Genomic DNA, 19,364 nt, shown 5'->3' on the forward strand with positions numbered 1-19,364 from the left:
ATAATCGTATAAAATACTTACTTTAGGAGTTCTTATGAAAGTTGTTAAATTTGGAGGTAGCTCTCTTGCCTCTGCTAGTCAATTAGAAAAAGTTTTAAACATCGTCAAAAGCGATTCAGAGCGTCGTTTTGTCGTCGTTTCTGCGCCTGGTAAACGCAATGCTGAAGATACTAAGGTTACGGATGCCTTAATTAAATACTACCGCGACTATGTTGCTGGTAACGATATTAGCAAGAGTCAAAACTGGATTATAGACCGCTATGCTGCCATGGTTAGTGAATTGGGACTGAAACCAGCTGTGCTAGAAAAAATTTCAAAAAGTATTCGCGCCTTGGCCACTCTTCCTATTGATGAAAATGAATTTCTCTACGATACTTTCCTAGCAGCTGGTGAAAATAACAATGCTAAGTTAATCGCTGCCTACTTTAACCAAAACGGGATCGATGCACGCTATGTGCACCCTAGAGAAGCTGGTATTGTGGTCACAAGTGAACCTGGTCACGCTCGCATCATTCCATCAAGTTATGACAAGATTGAGGAATTGACAAATACAAGTGAAGTTCTTGTCATTCCTGGTTTCTTTGGAGTTACCAAGGAAAATCAAATCTGTACCTTCTCACGTGGAGGATCAGACATTACAGGTTCTATCATTGCTGCCGGTGTTAAGGCCGATCTCTATGAAAACTTTACGGATGTTGATGGTATCTTTGCGGCTCACCCAGGAATCATTCACCAACCACACTCTATCCCAGAGTTAACCTACCGTGAAATGCGTGAGTTAGCCTATGCAGGATTCTCAGTCCTTCATGACGAAGCCCTTCTTCCTGCTTACCGTGGAAAAATTCCTCTGGTTATTAAGAATACCAACAACCCTGACCATCCAGGTACTCGTATCGTTCTAAAACACAGTAGTGATGAATTTCCAGTTGTGGGAATTGCTGGTGACTCAGGCTTTGTCAGCATTAATATGTCGAAATATCTCATGAACCGCGAGGTTGGATTTGGACGCAAGGTTCTGCAAATCCTTGAAGATCTTAACATCGGTTGGGAACATATGCCAACAGGTATCGACGATCTTTCAATCATCCTCCGTTCTCGCGAACTAACTCCTATCAAGGAAGAAGAAATCCTTCGTCAGTTGGTTCAAAAGGCTGAAGTAGACCATGCAGAAATCGAGCACGACCTTTCAATCATTATGATTGTTGGAGAAAAGATGAAGAGCCATATCGGAGTAACTGCTACTGCGACACGTGCTCTATCTGAAAATAAGATCAACATCCAGATGATGTCTCAAGGTTCTAGTGAAGTGTCTATTATGTTTGTTGTCCATAAGGATCAAGAGAAAGCAGCTATTAAAGCCCTCTACAATGCCTTTTTCGGTGAAAGTAAGGAAGACTAAGCATGGCTCAATCACTTAACAAAACAGTGCTCCTCAATACGACAGGCACCTCCTACCTCTCTATAGCTGGGAAAGTTGGGAAATTCCTTGTCGGAGATCAGGCTTTGGAATTTTACCCCGATGTCAATGTTGAACAATTTATCCAGATTCCTTGGAGCCATATCAATCAGATTGGAGCCAATGTCACTGGTCGCAAAATCAGCCGCCACTTCGAAGTCTTTACAGACAGAGGAAAATTCCTCTTTGCTTCAAAAGACTCAGGTGCCATTCTCAAAATTGCTCGTGAAAAACTGGGCAATGACAAGGTCGTGAAACTTCCGACTCTACTCCAGACCATTGGTCAAAAATTTAAAAATCTATTTGCAAAAAAGTAAAAACTTTAGTATAATCATAGCAACGGATAAGTAGGTTGTCTTCTTCTTTCAGAAAGTCTGCGGGTGCTGCGAGCAGATAGGAGGGATAGGTGAAATTCTACCGTTAGTAACAATTGCATACACAATCAAGTGCACACCTGTGAAGTTGGATGGAACCGTGGCCCTGCCACTCCAACGCTTTGTCAGGTGTGCTTTTTTCATAAAGGAGTTCTTATGTTAGATATCAAACGCATTCGTACAGACTTTGATGCTGTCGCAGAAAAATTGGCTACACGTGGTGTAGATGCTGCTGTCTTGAATGAGATGAAAGAAATCGATGCTAAACGTCGTGACATCTTGGTCAAGGTTGAAACTTTAAAAGCAGAACGTAACACAGTTTCTGCTGAGATTGCCCAAGCTAAGCGCAACAAGGAAAATGCAGATGACAAGATTGCTGCCATGCAAAATCTATCTGCTGAGGTCAAAGCTTTGGATGCTGAATTGGCAGAAATCGATGCTAAATTGACAGAATTTACAACGACTCTTCCAAATATCCCAGCTGATAGCGTTCCTGTTGGGGCTGACGAAGATGACAATGTGGAAGTTCGCCGTTGGGGTACTCCACGCGAGTTCGATTTCGAGCCAAAAGCTCACTGGGATCTGGGTGAAGACCTTGGCATCCTTGACTGGGAACGTGGTGGTAAGGTAACAGGAGCTCGCTTCCTCTTCTATAAAGGACTCGGTGCTCGTTTGGAACGTGCCATCTACAACTTTATGTTGGATGAACATGGAAAAGAAGGCTATACAGAAGTCATCACACCTTACATGGTTAACCACGACTCTATGTTTGGTACTGGTCAATATCCAAAATTCAAGGAAGATACTTTTGAATTGAGCGACAGCAATTATGTCCTTATTCCTACAGCTGAGGTTCCTCTAACAAACTACTACCGTGATGAAATTCTTGACGGTAAAGACCTGCCAATCTACTTCACTGCTATGAGTCCTTCATTCCGTTCTGAGGCTGGTTCAGCTGGTCGTGATACTCGTGGCTTGATTCGTTTGCACCAATTCCACAAGGTTGAAATGGTGAAATTTGCCAAACCAGAAGAGTCATACGAAGAATTGGAAAAAATGACAGCCAACGCTGAAAATATTCTTCAAAAACTCAACCTTCCATACCGTGTCGTTGCTCTCTCTACTGGAGATATGGGCTTCTCAGCTGCTAAGACTTACGACTTAGAAGTTTGGATTCCAGCACAAAATACCTACCGTGAAATCTCAAGCTGTTCAAACACAGAAGATTTCCAAGCCCGTCGTGCCCAAATCCGTTACCGTGATGAAGCTGATGGCAAGGTGAAACTCCTTCATACCTTGAACGGTTCTGGACTTGCAGTTGGACGTACGGTGGCTGCTATTCTTGAAAACTACCAAAATGAAGATGGTTCTGTAACTATTCCAGAAGCTCTTCGTCCATACATGGGTGGAGCTGAAGTTATCAAACCATAAAAAATAAGGTTTAGCTATTTTGAACTGCACCCCAAAAGTTAGACATAAAAATCTAACTTTTAGGGTGTTTTTATTATGAAATTAACTTATGAAGATAAAGTTCAAATATATGAATTAAGAAAGAAAGGAGAGAGCTTTAGACAACTTTCAAATCAATTTGGGATAAACATTTCTAATCTTCAGTACATGATTAAATTGATTGATCGTTATGGAATAGAAATCGTCAAAAAAGGAAAGAATTGTTACTATTCTCCTGAACTAAAACAAGAGATCATTGATAAAGTTCTTCTTGAGGGGCATTCACAAATTAGGGCGTCTCTGGATTATGCTCTTCCAAGTAGTGGATTACTTTCGAATTGGCTGGCACAATATAAGAAAAACGGGTATACTATTGTTGAGAAAACAAGAGGGAGACCACCTAAAATGGGACGTAAGCCAAAGAAGAGATTTGAAGATATGACAGAATTAGAACGTCTTCAAGCAGAAAATGAGTACTTGAGAGCGGAGAATGCCATTCTAAAAAAGTTGAGAGAACTCCGATTGAGGGACGAAAAGGAGCAAGAAGAAAAACGGAAATTGTTCAAGGACTGGTAACAGAGTTTTCTTTAGATATCCTTCTAAAGATTATTAAGCTTGCCCGTTCAACCTATTATTACCACTTAAAACAGCTGGATCAAAGCGATAAAGATTATGATATTAAAGCTGAAATTCAGTCAATTTATACTGAGCATAAAGGAAATTACGGCTATCGTCGCATGACTCTAGAATTACGAAATCGTGGCTTCGTAGTGAACCATAAGAAGGTGCAGCGTCTGATGAAAGTAATTGGTTTAACGGCTCGAATTCGCCGTAAACGGAAGTATTCTTCCTACCAAGGAGAGGTTGGCAAGAAAGCAGATAATCTTATTCAACGTCAATTTGAAGCAACCAAACCAATGCAAAAGTGCTACACAGATGTGACAGAATTTGCCATTCCAGCAAGTAGCCAAAAGCTTTATTTATCACCAGTTTTAGATGGCTTTAACAGCGAAATTATCTCCTACAATCTTTCTACTTCGCCGAACTTAGTACAAATAAAAGCTATGCTAGAACAAGCCTTTACAGAGAATCATTACGAAAATACAATTCTCCATAGTGACCAAGGATGGCAATATCAACACGATTTCTATCATCATTTTTTAAAGAATAAGGGAATCCAACCATCTATGTCACGTAAGGGAAATAGCCCAGATAACGGTATGATGGAATCTTTCTTTGGCATTCTTAAGTCTGAAATATTTTATGGTTATGAGAATACGTTTCAGTCACTTGAACACTTGGAACAAGCTATTGTAGACTATATTGATTACTACAACAATAAACGAATTAAGGTAAAACTAAAAGGACTTAGCCCTGTACAATACAGAACTAAATCCTTTGCTTAAATTAATTGTCTAACTTTTTGGGGTCAGTACATTTCTAGCTAGACCTTTTTTCGTAACCAAATCAGATAAGCGCCTAATACAAAGACTAAAATAATTAAGCAAATAGCGGTTTCAGCCAGTACCAAATAATCCAGAAATGGAAGTTTCAAGATTCCCTGAGCCATCTTAAGCGAGGTAGCTGTGATAATGGTTGGGAAGGTGAGGGCTGAGATGGCCGGTTGAAAACCTTGTTTTAAAATATTAGGCAGGCGAGTCAAAACAAAGAAAAAGAAGGATTGGGAAGATAAAATCATAACGATTAAGATCCAAGTCGGTAGGCTAGCTCCTCCAACCCGAACCAGAGAAGCCAAGAGTAGAGAGAAAGGAGCACAGTAAATCCCTTCTTGTCCAAGCATGGCTAGTGGGAGTGGATGTTTCTTTAAATCGCTATAAATAAGCGGATAGAGATAGAAGGTCAAGAGAAATCCAAAACTCAAGGTCGCATAGGCAATTTCGATGATACCTACAAGAGGATAGGTCAAGGCTGCCACTGCTATCCCCACATAGAGAACCGTCCAGCTTGGAGTAGCATGAACTCTCCGACCAGGACAGGCAAATTTGATGGTAAAACCAGCAATCAAGGCCAAATCCAAGAGAAATGAAAACCACCAGAGTCCTTGCGCTACCAAAGGAAGATGAGGTAAGACACGAAAAACATAGGTCGATAAAATCATCCCAGCCATAGGAAAGGTCGCCATTCCTGACAAAAGAGGGGGCTTGGTCAATTCTTGCTTGGCCTCTTTCCAATTAAAGAGATGCAGAAGCAGAAAGTAAATCCACAAACTCAAACCTGTCAGACTCAACAGATGGGACAGAACCGGCAACGTATCTAAAACGAGATTTCCAGCTCCTGCCAAACCTAGCAAACAACCAGAAAATACCAAAGGGAGTTTTTTCATCCTAACCTCCAATAATCATGTTAGTTTCAGTATAGCATAAAAGCGCTTAAATGAGGGGATAAAAAATGAAGTCCGATTATTTCAGACTTCATTTTACTCAGATAAGGATTAAGCATAAGGTTGCAATTCTGGGTTAATAGGTGTATTGGCTAGGTTGTTGGCATAGTTACAGAGGCTTGCTAGGCTGACACCAAGAACCACATCCAAAGCATTTTGTTGGGTGTAGCCAGCTTCTAAAAACTCAGCCAAGGCTTCATCTCCTACACGACCCTTGGTATTGATAACTGCCAAGGTAAATTTAGCTAGGGTGTCCAATTTAGGATCTGTTTCAATTGGAGTACGATTGCGAAGGGCTTGCAGAAGGTCATCATTCATCTGGATTTGTTTAATTGAAAAGGCTGTGTGACCTGCGACGCAGAAGGCACAACCATTTGTCACAGCTGCCGTGATTTGCACTACTTCGCGCTCAACAGGTGTCAGGCTGTTGCGACGGTTGATAGCTCCGACAGTACGGTAAGCCTCTAAAGCAGTTGGTGCATTGGCCAAGAGGCCGATTAGGTTAGGAATATAGCCATTGTTATCTTTTTCTACTGTTTCAAGAACTTCTTTCACTTCTGCTGGTGCTGATTCGACTGTATGGATAGTAAATGTTGTCATCATAAAACCTCTTTTCATGTTGTTGAAATCTAGTCTATCACAGATTCTATACCTTGTATAATATATATTTTAAATTGCACCGATAGAATTTTTTTATGAAAGCAAAAAATCACACGCGATGTGTGATTCCATTATTTATTAAAATACTTTTTAGTCTCAGCAATAACGACTGGCGACAAGACTAAGAGGGCAATCAAGTTTGGTAGAGCCATCAAGGCGTTGACAATATCTGCGATAATCCAAACCATATCCAACTCGATAAATCCTCCCAACAAGACCATGAGCACAAAAACTACACGGTAAAGCCAGATAAAGCGAACTCCAAAGAGGAACTCGAAACAGCGTTCTCCATAGTAGTTCCAACCTAGAATCGTTGTAAAGGCAAAGAGTACAAGGAAAATGGTCAAGAGGGCAGGCCCAAAGTGTGAAAAGACTGTTGAGAAGGCTGACTGAGTCAAAGCAACTCCATTCAAGTCACTATTCCATACTCCAGTTACCAAGATGGTCAAACCAGTTAGAGTACAAATGATGAGGGTATCAATAAAGGTTCCTGTCATGGAAATCAAGCCTTGCTCTACTGGTTCATTTGTCTTAGCTGCAGCAGCTGCAATGGGAGCAGAACCTAAACCAGATTCGTTTGAAAAGACACCACGCGCCACACCATTTTGGATAGCCATCCGAATGCTAGCACCAGCAAATCCACCTACCGCAGCAACAGGACTAAAAGCTGATGTTAAGATTAAAGTGATTGTGGCAGGGAGTTTTCCAATATTAAAGAAAATAACTGTAAGAGTTCCCAAAATATAGATGATGGCCATAAAAGGAACAATAGTAGTTGAAACCTTTGAAATAGACTTGAGTCCGCCAAAAACAGCAATCGCTACTAATACAGACAAAACGAGAGCTGTGATAGCTGGCGAAATAGTCGTCGTATTCTGGATAGATTCTGTAATCGAGTTAACTTGGGTAAAGGTTCCGATCCCCAATAAAGCCACTAAGACACCTGCGATAGCAAAAAAGATGGCAAGTGGTCGCCACTTTTCTCCCATACCCAAAAGTATATAGTGCATGGGACCTCCTGCAACAGCACCGTTATCGTCTTTAGTCCTGTATTTAATAGCTAATAAACCTTCCGCATACTTGGTTGCCATCCCAAAGAAAGCCGCCATCCACATCCAAAAGAGAGCTCCTGGTCCACCGACCTTGATAGCTGTCGCTACCCCGATAATATTTCCCGTACCAACTGTCGCTGCCAGGGCTGTACACAAGGCCGCAAAACTGGATACATCCCCATGCCCCTTATCCTTGATAAAAATAAGCTGAAAGGCCTTAGAGAGACGTAAAACCTGCAAAAGTCCTAAACGGACAGTTAGGTAAATCCCTGTTCCGACCAAGAGAATCAAGAGGGGTGGACCCCAAGCAAAAGCATCAATTGATTTAAGCAATTCTAACATTCTATTCTCCTATCTTTTCAACCCCAAAAGAAAGAGCACATGCAAGATACATGTACTCTGGAATGCTTAGATAAATGCTAAAAAGCGGTCTATCCTAGCTCTGTCCTTTTACCTGAGAGTTTGAGCAGTTGCCTGCCTTGCCCCTTCGGTGCCTTTACGGTCTCTCCAGAGTTCCGTCCATTTACAGTCATGGAAAATCAAACGATTCGCCACTTCTATTAAACTTCATTCGGTGTTGGTATTTAATCGATTCTTATTTTACAAAAAATGTTGGCTTTTGTCAATGGATTTTGGGAAAATCTTATTTGACTCTGTAGAAGAAAGATTGAGCATTGCCATGCGCATGGGGTGCTATTAATTAAATCAATATATTTCACTCTTATTCCACACGATATAAGAATTGTTCTGGATCGCCATGTAGCGGAAATGCAGCATGGAAGATGATTCGATCTTTACTAATATCCGAAGCATCCGTGACCACCTTACCCATAGATGTCCCATCCGGTATTCTAACTCCTGCTGGTACGAACTGAATAAAGACTCCAAAATCTTTGGCCGAATAGCGAGCTATCAACAAACCATTTACCAATTCTGATTCTGTAAGGTCAACTTTAAATCCCTCTGGTGCTATCAAGCCATCTTTACTAAAGACTAAGTCTTCTCCTCCGTGACCTTTACTCCATCTTCCTTCAATACTAGAAAAATCTCCATTTTTTATGGCGTTTATATCCATTTTCCCAGAAGTATTTTGATTTGATGAAGATGCTGTTGCAGCAAATTTTTCTGTTACAGATTTCCAAGTCAGATTAGATAGATTCATTCGAGCACCAGGACTGACTTCATCCTCTGTCTTAGCTTCTTTAACCTTCTCTAGTTTGTCCCCACTACTATTCAACTTCCAAATGGTATGAATGGTTTGTGGATCGCCTGCGAACGGATTCCACTGGGTATAAAGCTTCCCATCTTCTAGGAGATAGGCCTTAAAGCGTGTTCCAAGCATCTGCATTTTATTTTCAGCATTGGTGAGGCGAATAACTTTCTGATCTTTGAGTGTAAAAATATCTAAAATCTCACTACCATTTTTCGAAGAGACAATCAATTCATCAATACCATTTTTATCCATATCAACCATTGCATAGGTAAAGGCTTGACTGCGTTCTGCCATCCCTGCATAGATATTAGCGGTTAGATTGATAGTATCCTTAACTTCTGATTTATGGTCTAGAAGAAATTCATAATCCTTCAAAATGCTATTATAAGGACTGTAATCTACACTTGGTTTCCCCTTATCTGCACTGCTTCCTCCTGGAAGTTTATCAGAAACTGACTTCCAACTTAGAGTCTCTAGAGAAATGGGCGAACCGACCCCAAGATCTACTAGTTCTTGAGCCTCCTTAGCCTTTACCAAAGACTGCCCGTCTTCACTAAATTGGTAGTGAGCATAGATGTGACTCGTTGCTGTACCAGCCCCACGATAGAGCAGAGAATTGTCTGGCAAGATACCGATCGTCATTCTCTCACCAATCTGGTCTAAACGATTTTCTTGATTGGTCAGACGAATCACCTTTCCATCTTTTAAAGTGCGGATATCCAGCAAACTCTTTTCGCCACTCTTCATTTCAAGAGCAAGTAAAAGTTCATCGACTCCATCATTATTCAAATCCGTCTTGTGGTAAACCACATCTGTATAAAATCCTTGAGAAGACTTCACTTGACTAGCCAGAGGATTGACATCCATACCTGTTGGCAAGGTGCCTTTCGCTACTTTTTCATAGTCATCCAAAACTTTATTATAGGAACTGTAGTCTATCTCTGGAGTCGCTACAGATGTTTCTGATGTTGAATCAGATGGTGTTTCTACGCTTTTGTTCCAAGGTAGATACTGACAGCCTCCTAGAACTAGTGTCAGTAAAAGCGTTGTGGCTAATAAAAACTTTTTCATATTACTCCCTTATCTAAGAGAAAGGAACCAGCCTGTGCCAATTCCTTTCGCTATTTTTATTGTATCAAAATGTTGCCTATAAACAAATTATTTTCCGTTTCTATTTATTTGTTATAAGCCATTTCTCACAAGCTATCATTCTAGCGAACCCACTTACCTGAGCCATCTACTTTGTAGCCATCTGGGGTACGCTCATTGACTGCCATCTTACCATCTGATTTGAGATAGTAGTCACCTACCCAAGTGTTACGAGCATAGCTACCCTCAGATGTTAGGTAATAGTATGAACGATAGCTACTATCATAAACCCACTCGCTCTTAGCCATTTTACCATTTGATTTGAGGTAATAGCTACCTACCCAAGTGTTACGAGCATAGCTACCTTCTGATGTTAGGTAATAGTAAGCACCGTAGTTTTTATCGTAAATCCACTCGCTCTTAGCCATGTAACCACCTGATTTGAGGTAGTAGTTGCCTGACCAAGCATTTTGAACAAAGTTACCTGAAGCATTCAAGTAGAAGTATGAATTGTACTGAACATCAAACACCCATTGATTAACTACTTTAACACCTGCTTTGTAGTAAGATGAACCTGACCAACCAGTTTGACCTGACTTAGAGCTAGTAGCTGGTTTTGGTTTTTCTGTTTCTTTAGGAGTTGAAGAGTCTAGAGGATTGACATATTTTTCATCCTTAACAGTGAATATTGCTGATCTACCGCTAAACTTATGTAAGACACTTTGATAATCGTCTTCTCCATGAAATTGTAAATAATATTCGCCATCTGGAACATTTGCAAAATTAGTCCAACCTTGCTTTGTAATCGGAACAGATGATCTATCAAAGCTTTCATTGAAAGTATCTTTTCTAGGAATTTGCCCTGTCTTTGCATTCACAATATCTGCATATATAGATACAGAATAATGTACAGGTACATTTTCAACAGTCATATCCACATAGATACTGTTATTTTCTGATCCTGGTGTAATTTTATAGTCCACCTTATGATTTTCAATTTTGTTAATTTCCGCATGTACTGTTTGTGCTGAAAAAGGGAGAACTCCTGCTGTGTCGATTGTTGATACTACTCCGACTGTTGAAAGTGCCAAAGCACATACTAATAATTTCTTTTTGTTCATGTTATTCATTTCCTTTATTTTTAATATTTATTTGTTTAAAACCTATCATTCATTTATCCGACAAAACGATGATTCTTCACACGAAAGACAACTGATTGTCCATCGTATACCTTGCCATCTTGTCCTTTTCCTTTGATAACAAAGCGATAACTACCATCTGGAGTGTCACTAAAGAAGTGACGAGTTTGAAAAGCACGTAGACTTGGATTGTAGGTCACAGTAAACTGGGTTTGTGTAGAAACTGAACCTGTATTTGCATCAACTAAGGCAAAATCATAGGCTACTTGATAAGATGAAGATGGTGTGCTAGGTAGAGCAATATCGATATAGGTCATAGCATCATTGACATGGTAAAGGCCTATTCCTAATGATGTTGCTTGTGAACTACTACTTGTATGAGTTCCCTGAGAGCGGATCCACTTGCCTGATTCATCTACTTGGTAGCCATCTGGGGTACGCTCATTCACTGCCATCTTACCGTTTGACTTGAGATAGTAATCACCTACCCAAGTATTACGAGCATAACGCCCTTCTGAGGTTAAGTAATAGTAAGAACTGTCGTTACTGTCATAAATCCACTCACCTTTAGCCATCTTACCGTTTGACTTGAGGTAATAATCACCTACCCAAGTATTACGAGCATAACTACCTTCTGAGGTCAAATAGTAGTAGGATTTATAGTTGTTATCATAAATCCACTCATTTTTAGCCATTTTCCCGTTTGACTTGAGATAATAGTTACCCACCCAAGCGTTGCGGGCATAGTAGCCATCTGAGGTTAAGTAATAATAAGCACCATAGTTCTTATCATAAATCCACTCCTTCTTAGCCATGTAGCCACCTGACTTAAGATAGTAATCACCTTCCCATGCATTTTGAACATAATTACCTGAAGCATCTAGGTAGAAGTAGGAATTATAGTTCTTATCGAAAATCCACTTACTGGTAACTTTAGTACCATTTTGGTAGTAGGACGAACCCGACCAGCCATCTTTTTGACTTGTTGTTGATTGGTTAGAAGTCTTTGGAATTGAGGAAGCTGTTGTTTGACTACTTAGCTTCTTAATCGCCTCTTTAAACTCTTCTACACTTCCTTTCCACTCTATGTAATTGGCACCAGACTTATTCTCATAAGCGATATAGTTGCGATCGGATTCTTGGAAATAAGATAATTCCGGGGTAGTTTTTGTAGCCGAAATAATGGGACGATTGACAGTTCCCTTCCAATTTTTAAATACTTTTGAATCATTAGGGACAATGATATAATATTTTGCAGCTGTAGTCAGCGTTTGTTCATCCGCTCTAACAGTTGACACAAAGAAAGGATTTGTATCACTTGTTGTAGTAGCAAGACCCACTGCTAAAACAGCAGAAGCGAGTAAAATGTATTTTTTCATCAAAATTCTCCTTTAAAATTTTATTGTTTACGATTATAGCATGGTATGGACTTTACCATATTGACGAAAAGAGTATCTATGTTTACCTTTACTTGGTTTTCAAACTAACTTTTTATGAAAGGAAGCTATACTTAGGCTTTCTCATAGTTATTAAAGTAAAGACTTTCTATTTTATCATTTCCACCTACTTGTCAAATATGCCTTTTCTCCTATTGTCCAATTTTGATCATAAGGATCCACTGACCATTTTGTTGCTAGCAAAAAAAATGGAAACTTACTATAACCAATTTGAGCTTCAACTAGATCGGTGGTTGTATTGTACCTTCTATCTCGTTTCCACTTACCAATTTTTTGACTTCTTTGCCTATTCCAGATAAAAAGTTCCTCTGGAAGTGCATAAATTCTACCGTCATGAGAACTCCCTCTCATGACAGGATAAAGGTACTGATGCAACTGATATTCACATCGCTTATTTAATAGCCAATATCCTAGAATCATATAGAAGGGATTTATCTTTTCAAGAGGTAAGATAATTGGCAAAGGTAAAGCATTACTCAAATCCACTGGTTTTGTAAGATACATTAACCATAACAATACTGATGAAAAATAAACCATAAATGTATGTAGTGGTATTCTATTCAAAACAATCATATAGAATTTGTAATTCTTTATCTGTTTCAAACAGCGTCTTACATTAATACTGCCCACAATTATTTTATATAGAAAAATCACACAGAAGATTGGTAAAAAAATATATACAAAAACTAAGAAAGATGTTAAAACGATAAACTCAGCTATTCCAATAACAGCTGGATATTGAACTTTATATGTTTCAAAATCCTTTAATACAATGAACCATGGAGCGATAAAATATAAGCACGAGAATATTAGTAAAGCAATTTTTAAATAGAAAATATTCAAGAATTGACTTAATTTTAAAATGTTTGTCCTCATATAAATTCCAGCTCTCCTATCCATCCAATTTATCATTTCTTAAAAGCATGACAATCCTCAAGCAGCCCCCCTATATTTGTTTAATAATTTGTAGGTAAATATTAATCTGAACTGATTAAAATAATTTCTAATACTTCCTTCTACTTCCTTAGAAATATTTTACTGGATTGTATAAGTCCTAGTAAATTCAATTCGGCTCATATTATTCTTGAAATATAACTCATATAAAAAATCTATAACATCATATCCTTTATTGTTTTTACATGATTTAGCGTTTCAAAAGCAAATTAAATGTCTGCCGAATCATCTGTCCACCAATTGTATCCCTAAACTTATCCTCCCTAGATAACTCATCTAACATCTCTTCTAGACTAACAGCCTTAATATGACCTGGCCAAAAGACATTATCCAATCTACCTGCACCCTTATAGGTAGGCATCAAGACAACACGTGTTTCCAAGCGATAATATTTTAATAAATTTGCAAATTTATGGGAAAAGCTTTCTTCTGCATAAGACATGTTAGGGGACATTTTTTTAGGTCTGCCTATTTGAGCTCCTGTAGCACTGTCTATAGTGTACAATAAACCATCCGCTTCTCTATAAATCACATTTCCTGAAGCATAAAATTTTAAATCTACTAACCAAATTGTAGATCCAGAAACAATAACACAATCAATATCTGCATCTACCCTTTCATCTTCTAAATTGAGATTATGAACAGACCAAAAGGTAACTAATTTTTCTAAAAGCCCTTGTTTTTGTAATGCTTTCGCAAAATTAATTTCACCCTCTTGACCAAGATTAACTGCAGATTCATCGAATCCTGATTTATTCAATCCTTTTCCAGGTTCTCCAAACATCAATTCATGCTGATAAAGTGGATAATTTTTAAGCTTTTGTGGTTCAAATCCTGTCATTTTACCATTATGAGTTGCCTTTGAAATACTGGGAAGTTCACTGTGTTTGGGTGTAGAAAGAGTAGGTGGTTCTGGAGAAACCTTAGCATTCTGTCTTCTGCCCCAAAGAAATCCTAATATAAAATATAGTATATTTCTGTGATGCTTAAAAAAGCGCAACAATTTCTCCACCTCCTAAAAAATACCTTATTTAGCAATAGTCACTTTACTTGGTCTAAGAACCCTGTTATTTAACAAATATCCTTTTTGCAATACTTCAACAATATTATTTTCACTTTGTTCATCAGTAACTGCTACTGTATTAACAACCTCATGCATACTTGGGTCAATCATTCCACTGTTATCAATAACTTGTAATCCATTCAATGAAAGAATTTGCAGAAGCTCTTCAGCAATTGAAGTAAGCAAATCTGATTTTTCTTCAGATGATTCAATACGATCAATAACTTGAAGAATCTGTTTCATAAATGGAGCAAATTTCTCACCCTTATCTAAATCCTGTCTATAGATTAAATACTGCTTCAGTTCTTCAATCAGACTATTTTTTGCTTTATCTTCCAATAAACGGCGTGTAATTAAAGATTCTATATCTTCAACTTTATCTACGATATACGAAACTTTTTCGTGCAATACTTCTTCACTCATAAAAATTTTATCCTTTCTTTCTTCTATTTATTTGCCATCCTTTAGGGTAATTGTAATACAATACAATATTTGATAACAATGCCAAACTTAATGCGTTACTAATCCAAAAGCTATGTACAAACTTATCAAAGAAACCACTCAAAAACCAATTGGCTGCAAAAACTAAGATGAACATGAGACATCCCATACCTTGTGAATGGCGTGTTGTGGCATAATTGATATAATTTTTATTTTCAATAAATTCATTGTAAAAATCATTATCTCTAATTTTATTTTCAATCCCTAAACTTTGTGCCTTGGCCAAGTAAGCTTCTGCAATTCGAACACGCGCCTTATTATCTAGAACTGCTTCATTCTCATATTTTGTTCGATCAATATATTTTCTAAAGAAAGCCTCAACGTCTGTATCAGGTGCTTTTTTCATACGCTCTATCGTGATATCTAATAGTAACTTAAAATATACTTGCTGGAAATCGTGATTGTTACCATAGCGTTCGTTTAAGGTATCTAAATAATTTTCACACTCATCTTCAGATTTCAAAAATAGAATACCTGCATAATGTAGTTTATGCTCTAGTGAATCCGAAACATCTACTAATTTCCTTGCAAAATTATAGGCTTCCTCATTATCTCCAATTTCTCTATAAGAGCATGATAAAAGGTAATAAATATATTCTTCATTATTTTTATTTTCTTCTAAATAATGATCATACAGATATCGAACATCTTTTACTGCCTGTTTATACTGATCAAATAAAAATAGTGATCTCCCCTTTTTCAAAAGGTAAAAGGAATTATTAGATAGTTCAAAAGCTTCCTGATAATACTGAATTGCAAACTTTTGCTGATTCTGTTCACAATAAACATCACCTAGCAAAGATAAGATATCTGCGTTTTTAGGTCTCAATCTATTAGCTTCACTGATAGCTAATTCTGCATCCGATAACTTTCTATCTTCAAGGCTAATCATAGCCTTGAAATACCAAACATCCGCATCATTTCGATTTATTTTTAAGGCTTCTTCGATGTAGGAATAAGCTAATGATTTCTTTCCTGAATAGAAGGCCTGTCTAGCTGAATCAAGATAGCTTGAATTTGAATGATTAGTTGGAGTCGAATCAGGGACTCCTTCAGAACTTTGTTTAGAATTTTCTAATTCCCTATCATATTTTTGTCTGGTTTCTTCACTTTCAAATACTTTTTCTGCCTGTGCAATGACTTCCATCTTTCTCTCAGCCATTGATCTTTGATCAATATTTGGTGAACCTGTCAACTGGCGATAGCGTCTTCTATTTGACTTGATACTTTTCTTAATATCATCTAATGAACTTGTTTCTGAAATCCCTAACTCTTCATAATAGTTTATGACCGACATTGTGTTCCTCCCCTAATCAATAGTTAAATCTTTTATTTTACGACTGGCTACTTCTACAGCACTTTTATCGAGATTTGCTTGTCTCTCTACTTCAAAAGTCCCTAATAAGTGATTATCCGAATCATGTACCTCTACAAAAACTGTTTGATCGACATCATAATGATAAGTTACCTTCAAAACCGTTCCTGCAGGCCAGTCACCTGGTAATTTAATGGTACTCTCTCCTATAACCGTAACAAATTGTGGATCCTCGTCATCTCCTTGAGTAACCTCCACTAGCACATTTTGTTGATTATCTACAACTGTTGAAAAATACTCAGAGTACTTGTTCGGTACCTTGGAATTTTTAGGAATAATAATTGTATTTCTTTTCACACCATTCGAAAGAGCCAGAGTTCCCAAGGCTTGAGAAGTGACATCCGAAACAACTAACTTTTCTGCTAGTCCACGAACTGTTTCACTAACATCTGCATTTTCTGATTTATTAGCGATTTCCAATGCTGCCTGAATAGCTGCTCCTTGTGCTACAGCTTCATCTGGATTAATAGAATATACAATCTTCTTCCCAATTTTCTCTTCCAATTTTCTTTGAACCATTGGCATCCGAGTTGAACCACCTATTAATAGTACTTGGTCAATTTCATCCCATGACATTCCAGATTCTTCAACAACATCATCTAACAGCTCCTCTGTACGATTCATTAGACTTTTTGTTGCTTCTTCAAATTCTACACGTGTTATCGGAATTTTATAACTTTTTCCTTTGTAGTCGAGAAAGACATTTGTTTTTTCTACAGTTGTTAGTCCTCTCTTTGTATTCTCTGATTTTTCACGAAGTAAGGCAGTAAAATGTTCATCCGTATAAATATCCTCCGCCCCTTGTTCTTCCATCTTTTCAGCAATAATCATTGACAAGGCGTTATCAAAATCAAACCCTCCTAGATTACGATCTCCATCGGTGGCAATAACATCAAACTCGCCATCTTTTATTTTCATTAATGTGACGTCAAAAGTTCCACCACCTAAATCGTACACCAATACTGTCTCATTTTTTTCTGCTGATATACCGTATGCAAGTGCAGCGGCTGTCGGTTCATTTAAAACCCGTAAAACATTGAGTCCAGCAATTTCTCCAGCATGTTTTGTTGCTGTTCTACGAGCATCATCAAAATAAGCTGGAACAGTTATTACAACATCCTCTACCTTGTCACCAAGGGCATTTTCTGCTCCTTCTTTTAATCTTTTTAAAATGATTGCAGAAATTTCTTCTGCTGTATAAACAGTATCACTAGGAGAATCAAACTTCCAGTTTGGATTTCCCATTTGCCTTTTGACATACTGTACAACTGCTTCAGGACTACTTGCTGCCAAATTTTTAGCTTGAATACCAACAAGTGGTTCATCTTTCCCATCAAAATCCTGAAAGAATACAACAGATGGAGTTAAATTTTCACCATCTTGATTCAATAAAATTTGTGGTTGTCCAGTCTCTGATAATACAGATACTGCTGAATAAGTCGTTCCTAAATCAATTCCAATTGCTTTACTCATATTTCACTCCTAATCATTATTTGATTTAAACTGTGTTAGTATTTCTGTTAAAAACTCACAGTATTTTAATTCTGCATCAATCTTGCTCTGATTTTTCCCCAAAGTTCTAAGACTGCTAACTGTTAAATTACTAAGTTGAGCTCCTAATTTCTGACCCAATGACAAGTCCGATTCTCTAATTGCTTCCCTGAATCTTTTATTATCTTCTGATATGTAGTATTTTTTTAATTGTTTACTCTCACCTAAAGTATCTATAGTCAGAAGCTGTACTGATCCTTGGTTTTTTAAACGAAAACAAAACTTTACATAGTCTTTCTGGTGATTTGGGTGTGAAATAACTAGACATTCTTCAATCTCTTTATTAAACAAACCACCGAGTTTTATTTGTTCTTCATCAATTTTACAAGGAAGATCAAACTCTTTTGCTTTTTCAACAATTTTCGTCTTACAATATTCTAAATCCAATCTAGGATTATTCTCATCGGAATAATATCTCCATTCATCTATATAACTTTCCAATTCTTTGTATTTAATCATCAACAATCTCCTTTTAAATCTTATTGTTTACGGTTACAGTATAGCATGTGATTTACCTTATTTGCGAAAAGCGTATTTATATTTACCTTTATTGAACAATTACCCCCCCCCCCCGAAAAAGCGTAACTATAATTACTTTTTTCTTAAAAATACCTTAAAAACTGGTAGAATTATGATAGAATGGAAAAAAGGACTTGAGGAGATTTAGGATGCAAGATGAAAGTGTGTATGGATTAGTCTATAAAGCTATTCGTGAGGAAAGAGGGTTTACCCAGAAGGAAGCTGCTGGAACTACAGTGACTCCTCACTTTTTACGTCAGTTTGAGCAAGGGAAATCTCGGATAACCATTCAAAAATTTGAAGAGATTCTTTCTAATATTGGAATTGATAAAGAGACCTTTGATAGTCTCAAAACGCAGATGTTTCCAACTGAATTTCATAAATTACAGGCTCAAGTTGCTGATTTGGCCTATAAGCGTGAATTTAAAAAGATCATTAGTTTGATTAATCAACCCATGGAAAATCCTGGGATCGCTGAACACTATGTGATTGCCAATCGTGTAGTCAATAAATTTGCTATCGCAAACATCATCGGCGATTCTTTTCTGACTCCAAAAGATTATCAAGAACTAGAATATATCAAGAACTATCTCAGTGAATTGGACGACTGGAACAAAATTGAGGTCAATATCTTTTCATCTATCCTGCCTCACTTTTCAATCGAATTTTTAGATTACAGGCTCTACCACTTATTAGATACTCTAAAAAAACAGACAGAGTACCATTCAATCCGTACTGCTGACTACTATATTGCCTGCTTAAGAACTGCTATCAAGCATTACTCTGTTAATGGCTACTATGATAAAGCTGAAAATCTAGCGTTGAAGACCCTGGAAGTGATTAATACTTTCCCTCTACTGAGTACCAAGATGACAGAGATGATTAGTCTTTCAATGGAACGGGCTAATAATTTTCTCAGAAAAGACGATGTCAGAGGTCTAGAACTTGCGAAACATATCTTTGCTAGTCTTGATAACTTTGAAAAAATCTATCCAAATCAACTACTGACTCGAATGAGAGAGGATTTCTTTGTCTCTGTCACACAGCTCAATCACACTGGACAACCTCTAGACATCTAATCTAGAAAAAGAAAAAGCTTGAGGAACCACAT

17 protein-coding genes and 1 riboswitch are annotated in these 19,364 nt (G+C 37.7%); of the genes, 5 read left to right on the forward strand and 12 right to left on the reverse strand.

Annotated features, from left to right (window positions below):
- The first annotated feature begins 34 nt into the window (after nucleotides 1-34).
- The 4 genes from SK637_RS07865 (at nucleotide 35) to SK637_RS07880 (ending at nucleotide 4,685) form a co-directional block, all read left to right on the forward strand.
- Nucleotides 35-1,399 (forward strand): aspartate kinase, encoded by a 1,365-nt coding sequence (locus tag SK637_RS07865; protein ID WP_033689298.1) that lies wholly within the window; start codon nucleotides 35-37, stop codon nucleotides 1,397-1,399.
- A gap of 2 nt (nucleotides 1,400-1,401) precedes the next feature.
- Complete coding sequence (locus SK637_RS07870) at nucleotides 1,402-1,773, forward strand: DUF956 family protein (protein ID WP_033689300.1); 372 nt, start codon at nucleotides 1,402-1,404, stop codon at nucleotides 1,771-1,773.
- A 213-nt stretch (nucleotides 1,774-1,986) separates the two neighbouring features.
- Entirely contained in the window at nucleotides 1,987-3,261 is a 1,275-nt protein-coding gene (gene serS / locus SK637_RS07875; protein WP_033689301.1) for a serine--tRNA ligase, read from the forward strand.
- 75 nt (nucleotides 3,262-3,336) lie between these two features.
- Nucleotides 3,337-4,685, forward strand: a protein-coding gene (locus SK637_RS07880; protein WP_135783529.1) for an IS3 family transposase whose coding sequence is annotated in 2 segments (ribosomal slippage) — nucleotides 3,337-3,787 and nucleotides 3,787-4,685 — 1,350 coding nt in all. Because the reading frame shifts where the segments join, the coding sequence is not laid out codon by codon here.
- 38 nt (nucleotides 4,686-4,723) lie between these two features.
- Here the strand turns inward: SK637_RS07880 and SK637_RS07885 are convergent.
- The 12 genes from SK637_RS07885 to SK637_RS07940 all read right to left on the reverse strand — a co-directional run bounded on the left by SK637_RS07885 (nucleotide 4,724) and on the right by SK637_RS07940 (nucleotide 18,193).
- Nucleotides 4,724-5,623 carry a TDT family transporter gene (locus SK637_RS07885; protein WP_033689302.1) on the reverse strand — a complete coding sequence of 300 codons (900 nt, stop codon included), beginning with the start codon at nucleotides 5,621-5,623 and terminating at the stop codon, nucleotides 4,724-4,726.
- A 108-nt stretch (nucleotides 5,624-5,731) separates the two neighbouring features.
- A complete protein-coding gene (locus tag SK637_RS07890) occupies nucleotides 5,732-6,280 on the reverse strand; it encodes a carboxymuconolactone decarboxylase family protein (protein ID WP_000206768.1) in 549 nt (182 codons plus the stop codon).
- A gap of 131 nt (nucleotides 6,281-6,411) precedes the next feature.
- The gene (locus tag SK637_RS07895) at nucleotides 6,412-7,734 is read right to left on the reverse strand and encodes an alanine/glycine:cation symporter family protein (RefSeq protein ID WP_033689303.1); all 1,323 of its coding nucleotides are present in this window, start codon (nucleotides 7,732-7,734) and stop codon (nucleotides 6,412-6,414) included.
- Nucleotides 7,735-7,824: 90 nt separating this feature from the next.
- A riboswitch (glycine riboswitch) is annotated at nucleotides 7,825-7,913 on the reverse strand.
- Between the two features lie 200 nt (nucleotides 7,914-8,113).
- On the reverse strand, nucleotides 8,114-9,676 hold the full coding sequence (locus tag SK637_RS07900) for a DUF6287 domain-containing protein (protein ID WP_033689304.1): 1,563 nt from the start codon (nucleotides 9,674-9,676) through the stop codon (nucleotides 8,114-8,116).
- 140 nt (nucleotides 9,677-9,816) lie between these two features.
- Nucleotides 9,817-10,815, reverse strand: coding sequence for a PspC-like choline-binding domain-containing protein (locus SK637_RS07905; RefSeq protein WP_033689305.1), 999 nt, complete (start codon nucleotides 10,813-10,815; stop codon nucleotides 9,817-9,819).
- A 53-nt stretch (nucleotides 10,816-10,868) separates the two neighbouring features.
- The gene (locus SK637_RS07910) at nucleotides 10,869-12,212 is read right to left on the reverse strand and encodes a PspC-like choline-binding domain-containing protein (protein ID WP_033689306.1); all 1,344 of its coding nucleotides are present in this window, start codon (nucleotides 12,210-12,212) and stop codon (nucleotides 10,869-10,871) included.
- 174 nt (nucleotides 12,213-12,386) lie between these two features.
- Nucleotides 12,387-13,166: a hypothetical protein gene (locus SK637_RS07915; protein ID WP_033689308.1), complete on the reverse strand. Its 780-nt coding sequence runs from the start codon at nucleotides 13,164-13,166 to the stop codon at nucleotides 12,387-12,389.
- A 268-nt stretch (nucleotides 13,167-13,434) separates the two neighbouring features.
- Nucleotides 13,435-14,256, reverse strand: a complete 822-nt coding sequence (locus SK637_RS07920) for a nuclease-related domain-containing protein (RefSeq protein ID WP_080710556.1) — start codon at nucleotides 14,254-14,256, stop codon at nucleotides 13,435-13,437.
- A gap of 15 nt (nucleotides 14,257-14,271) precedes the next feature.
- Nucleotides 14,272-14,730, reverse strand: coding sequence for a nucleotide exchange factor GrpE (locus tag SK637_RS07925; protein ID WP_001288306.1), 459 nt, complete (start codon nucleotides 14,728-14,730; stop codon nucleotides 14,272-14,274).
- 7 nt (nucleotides 14,731-14,737) lie between these two features.
- Entirely contained in the window at nucleotides 14,738-16,105 is a 1,368-nt protein-coding gene (locus SK637_RS07930; protein WP_033689311.1) for a tetratricopeptide repeat protein, read from the reverse strand.
- 12 nt (nucleotides 16,106-16,117) lie between these two features.
- A complete protein-coding gene (locus SK637_RS07935) occupies nucleotides 16,118-17,656 on the reverse strand; it encodes an Hsp70 family protein (RefSeq protein WP_033689313.1) in 1,539 nt (512 codons plus the stop codon).
- 9 nt (nucleotides 17,657-17,665) lie between these two features.
- Complete coding sequence (locus SK637_RS07940) at nucleotides 17,666-18,193, reverse strand: hypothetical protein (protein ID WP_033686457.1); 528 nt, start codon at nucleotides 18,191-18,193, stop codon at nucleotides 17,666-17,668.
- A gap of 209 nt (nucleotides 18,194-18,402) precedes the next feature.
- Here SK637_RS07940 and SK637_RS07945 point away from each other — a divergent pair, with 209 nt between their 5' ends.
- Nucleotides 18,403-19,332: a helix-turn-helix domain-containing protein gene (locus SK637_RS07945; protein WP_033689315.1), complete on the forward strand. Its 930-nt coding sequence runs from the start codon at nucleotides 18,403-18,405 to the stop codon at nucleotides 19,330-19,332.
- Nucleotides 19,333-19,364: the final 32 nt, after the last annotated feature.

Origin of the sequence: Streptococcus mitis, assembly GCF_000722765.2 — a bacterium.
GTDB lineage: Bacteria > Bacillota > Bacilli > Lactobacillales > Streptococcaceae > Streptococcus > Streptococcus mitis_AQ.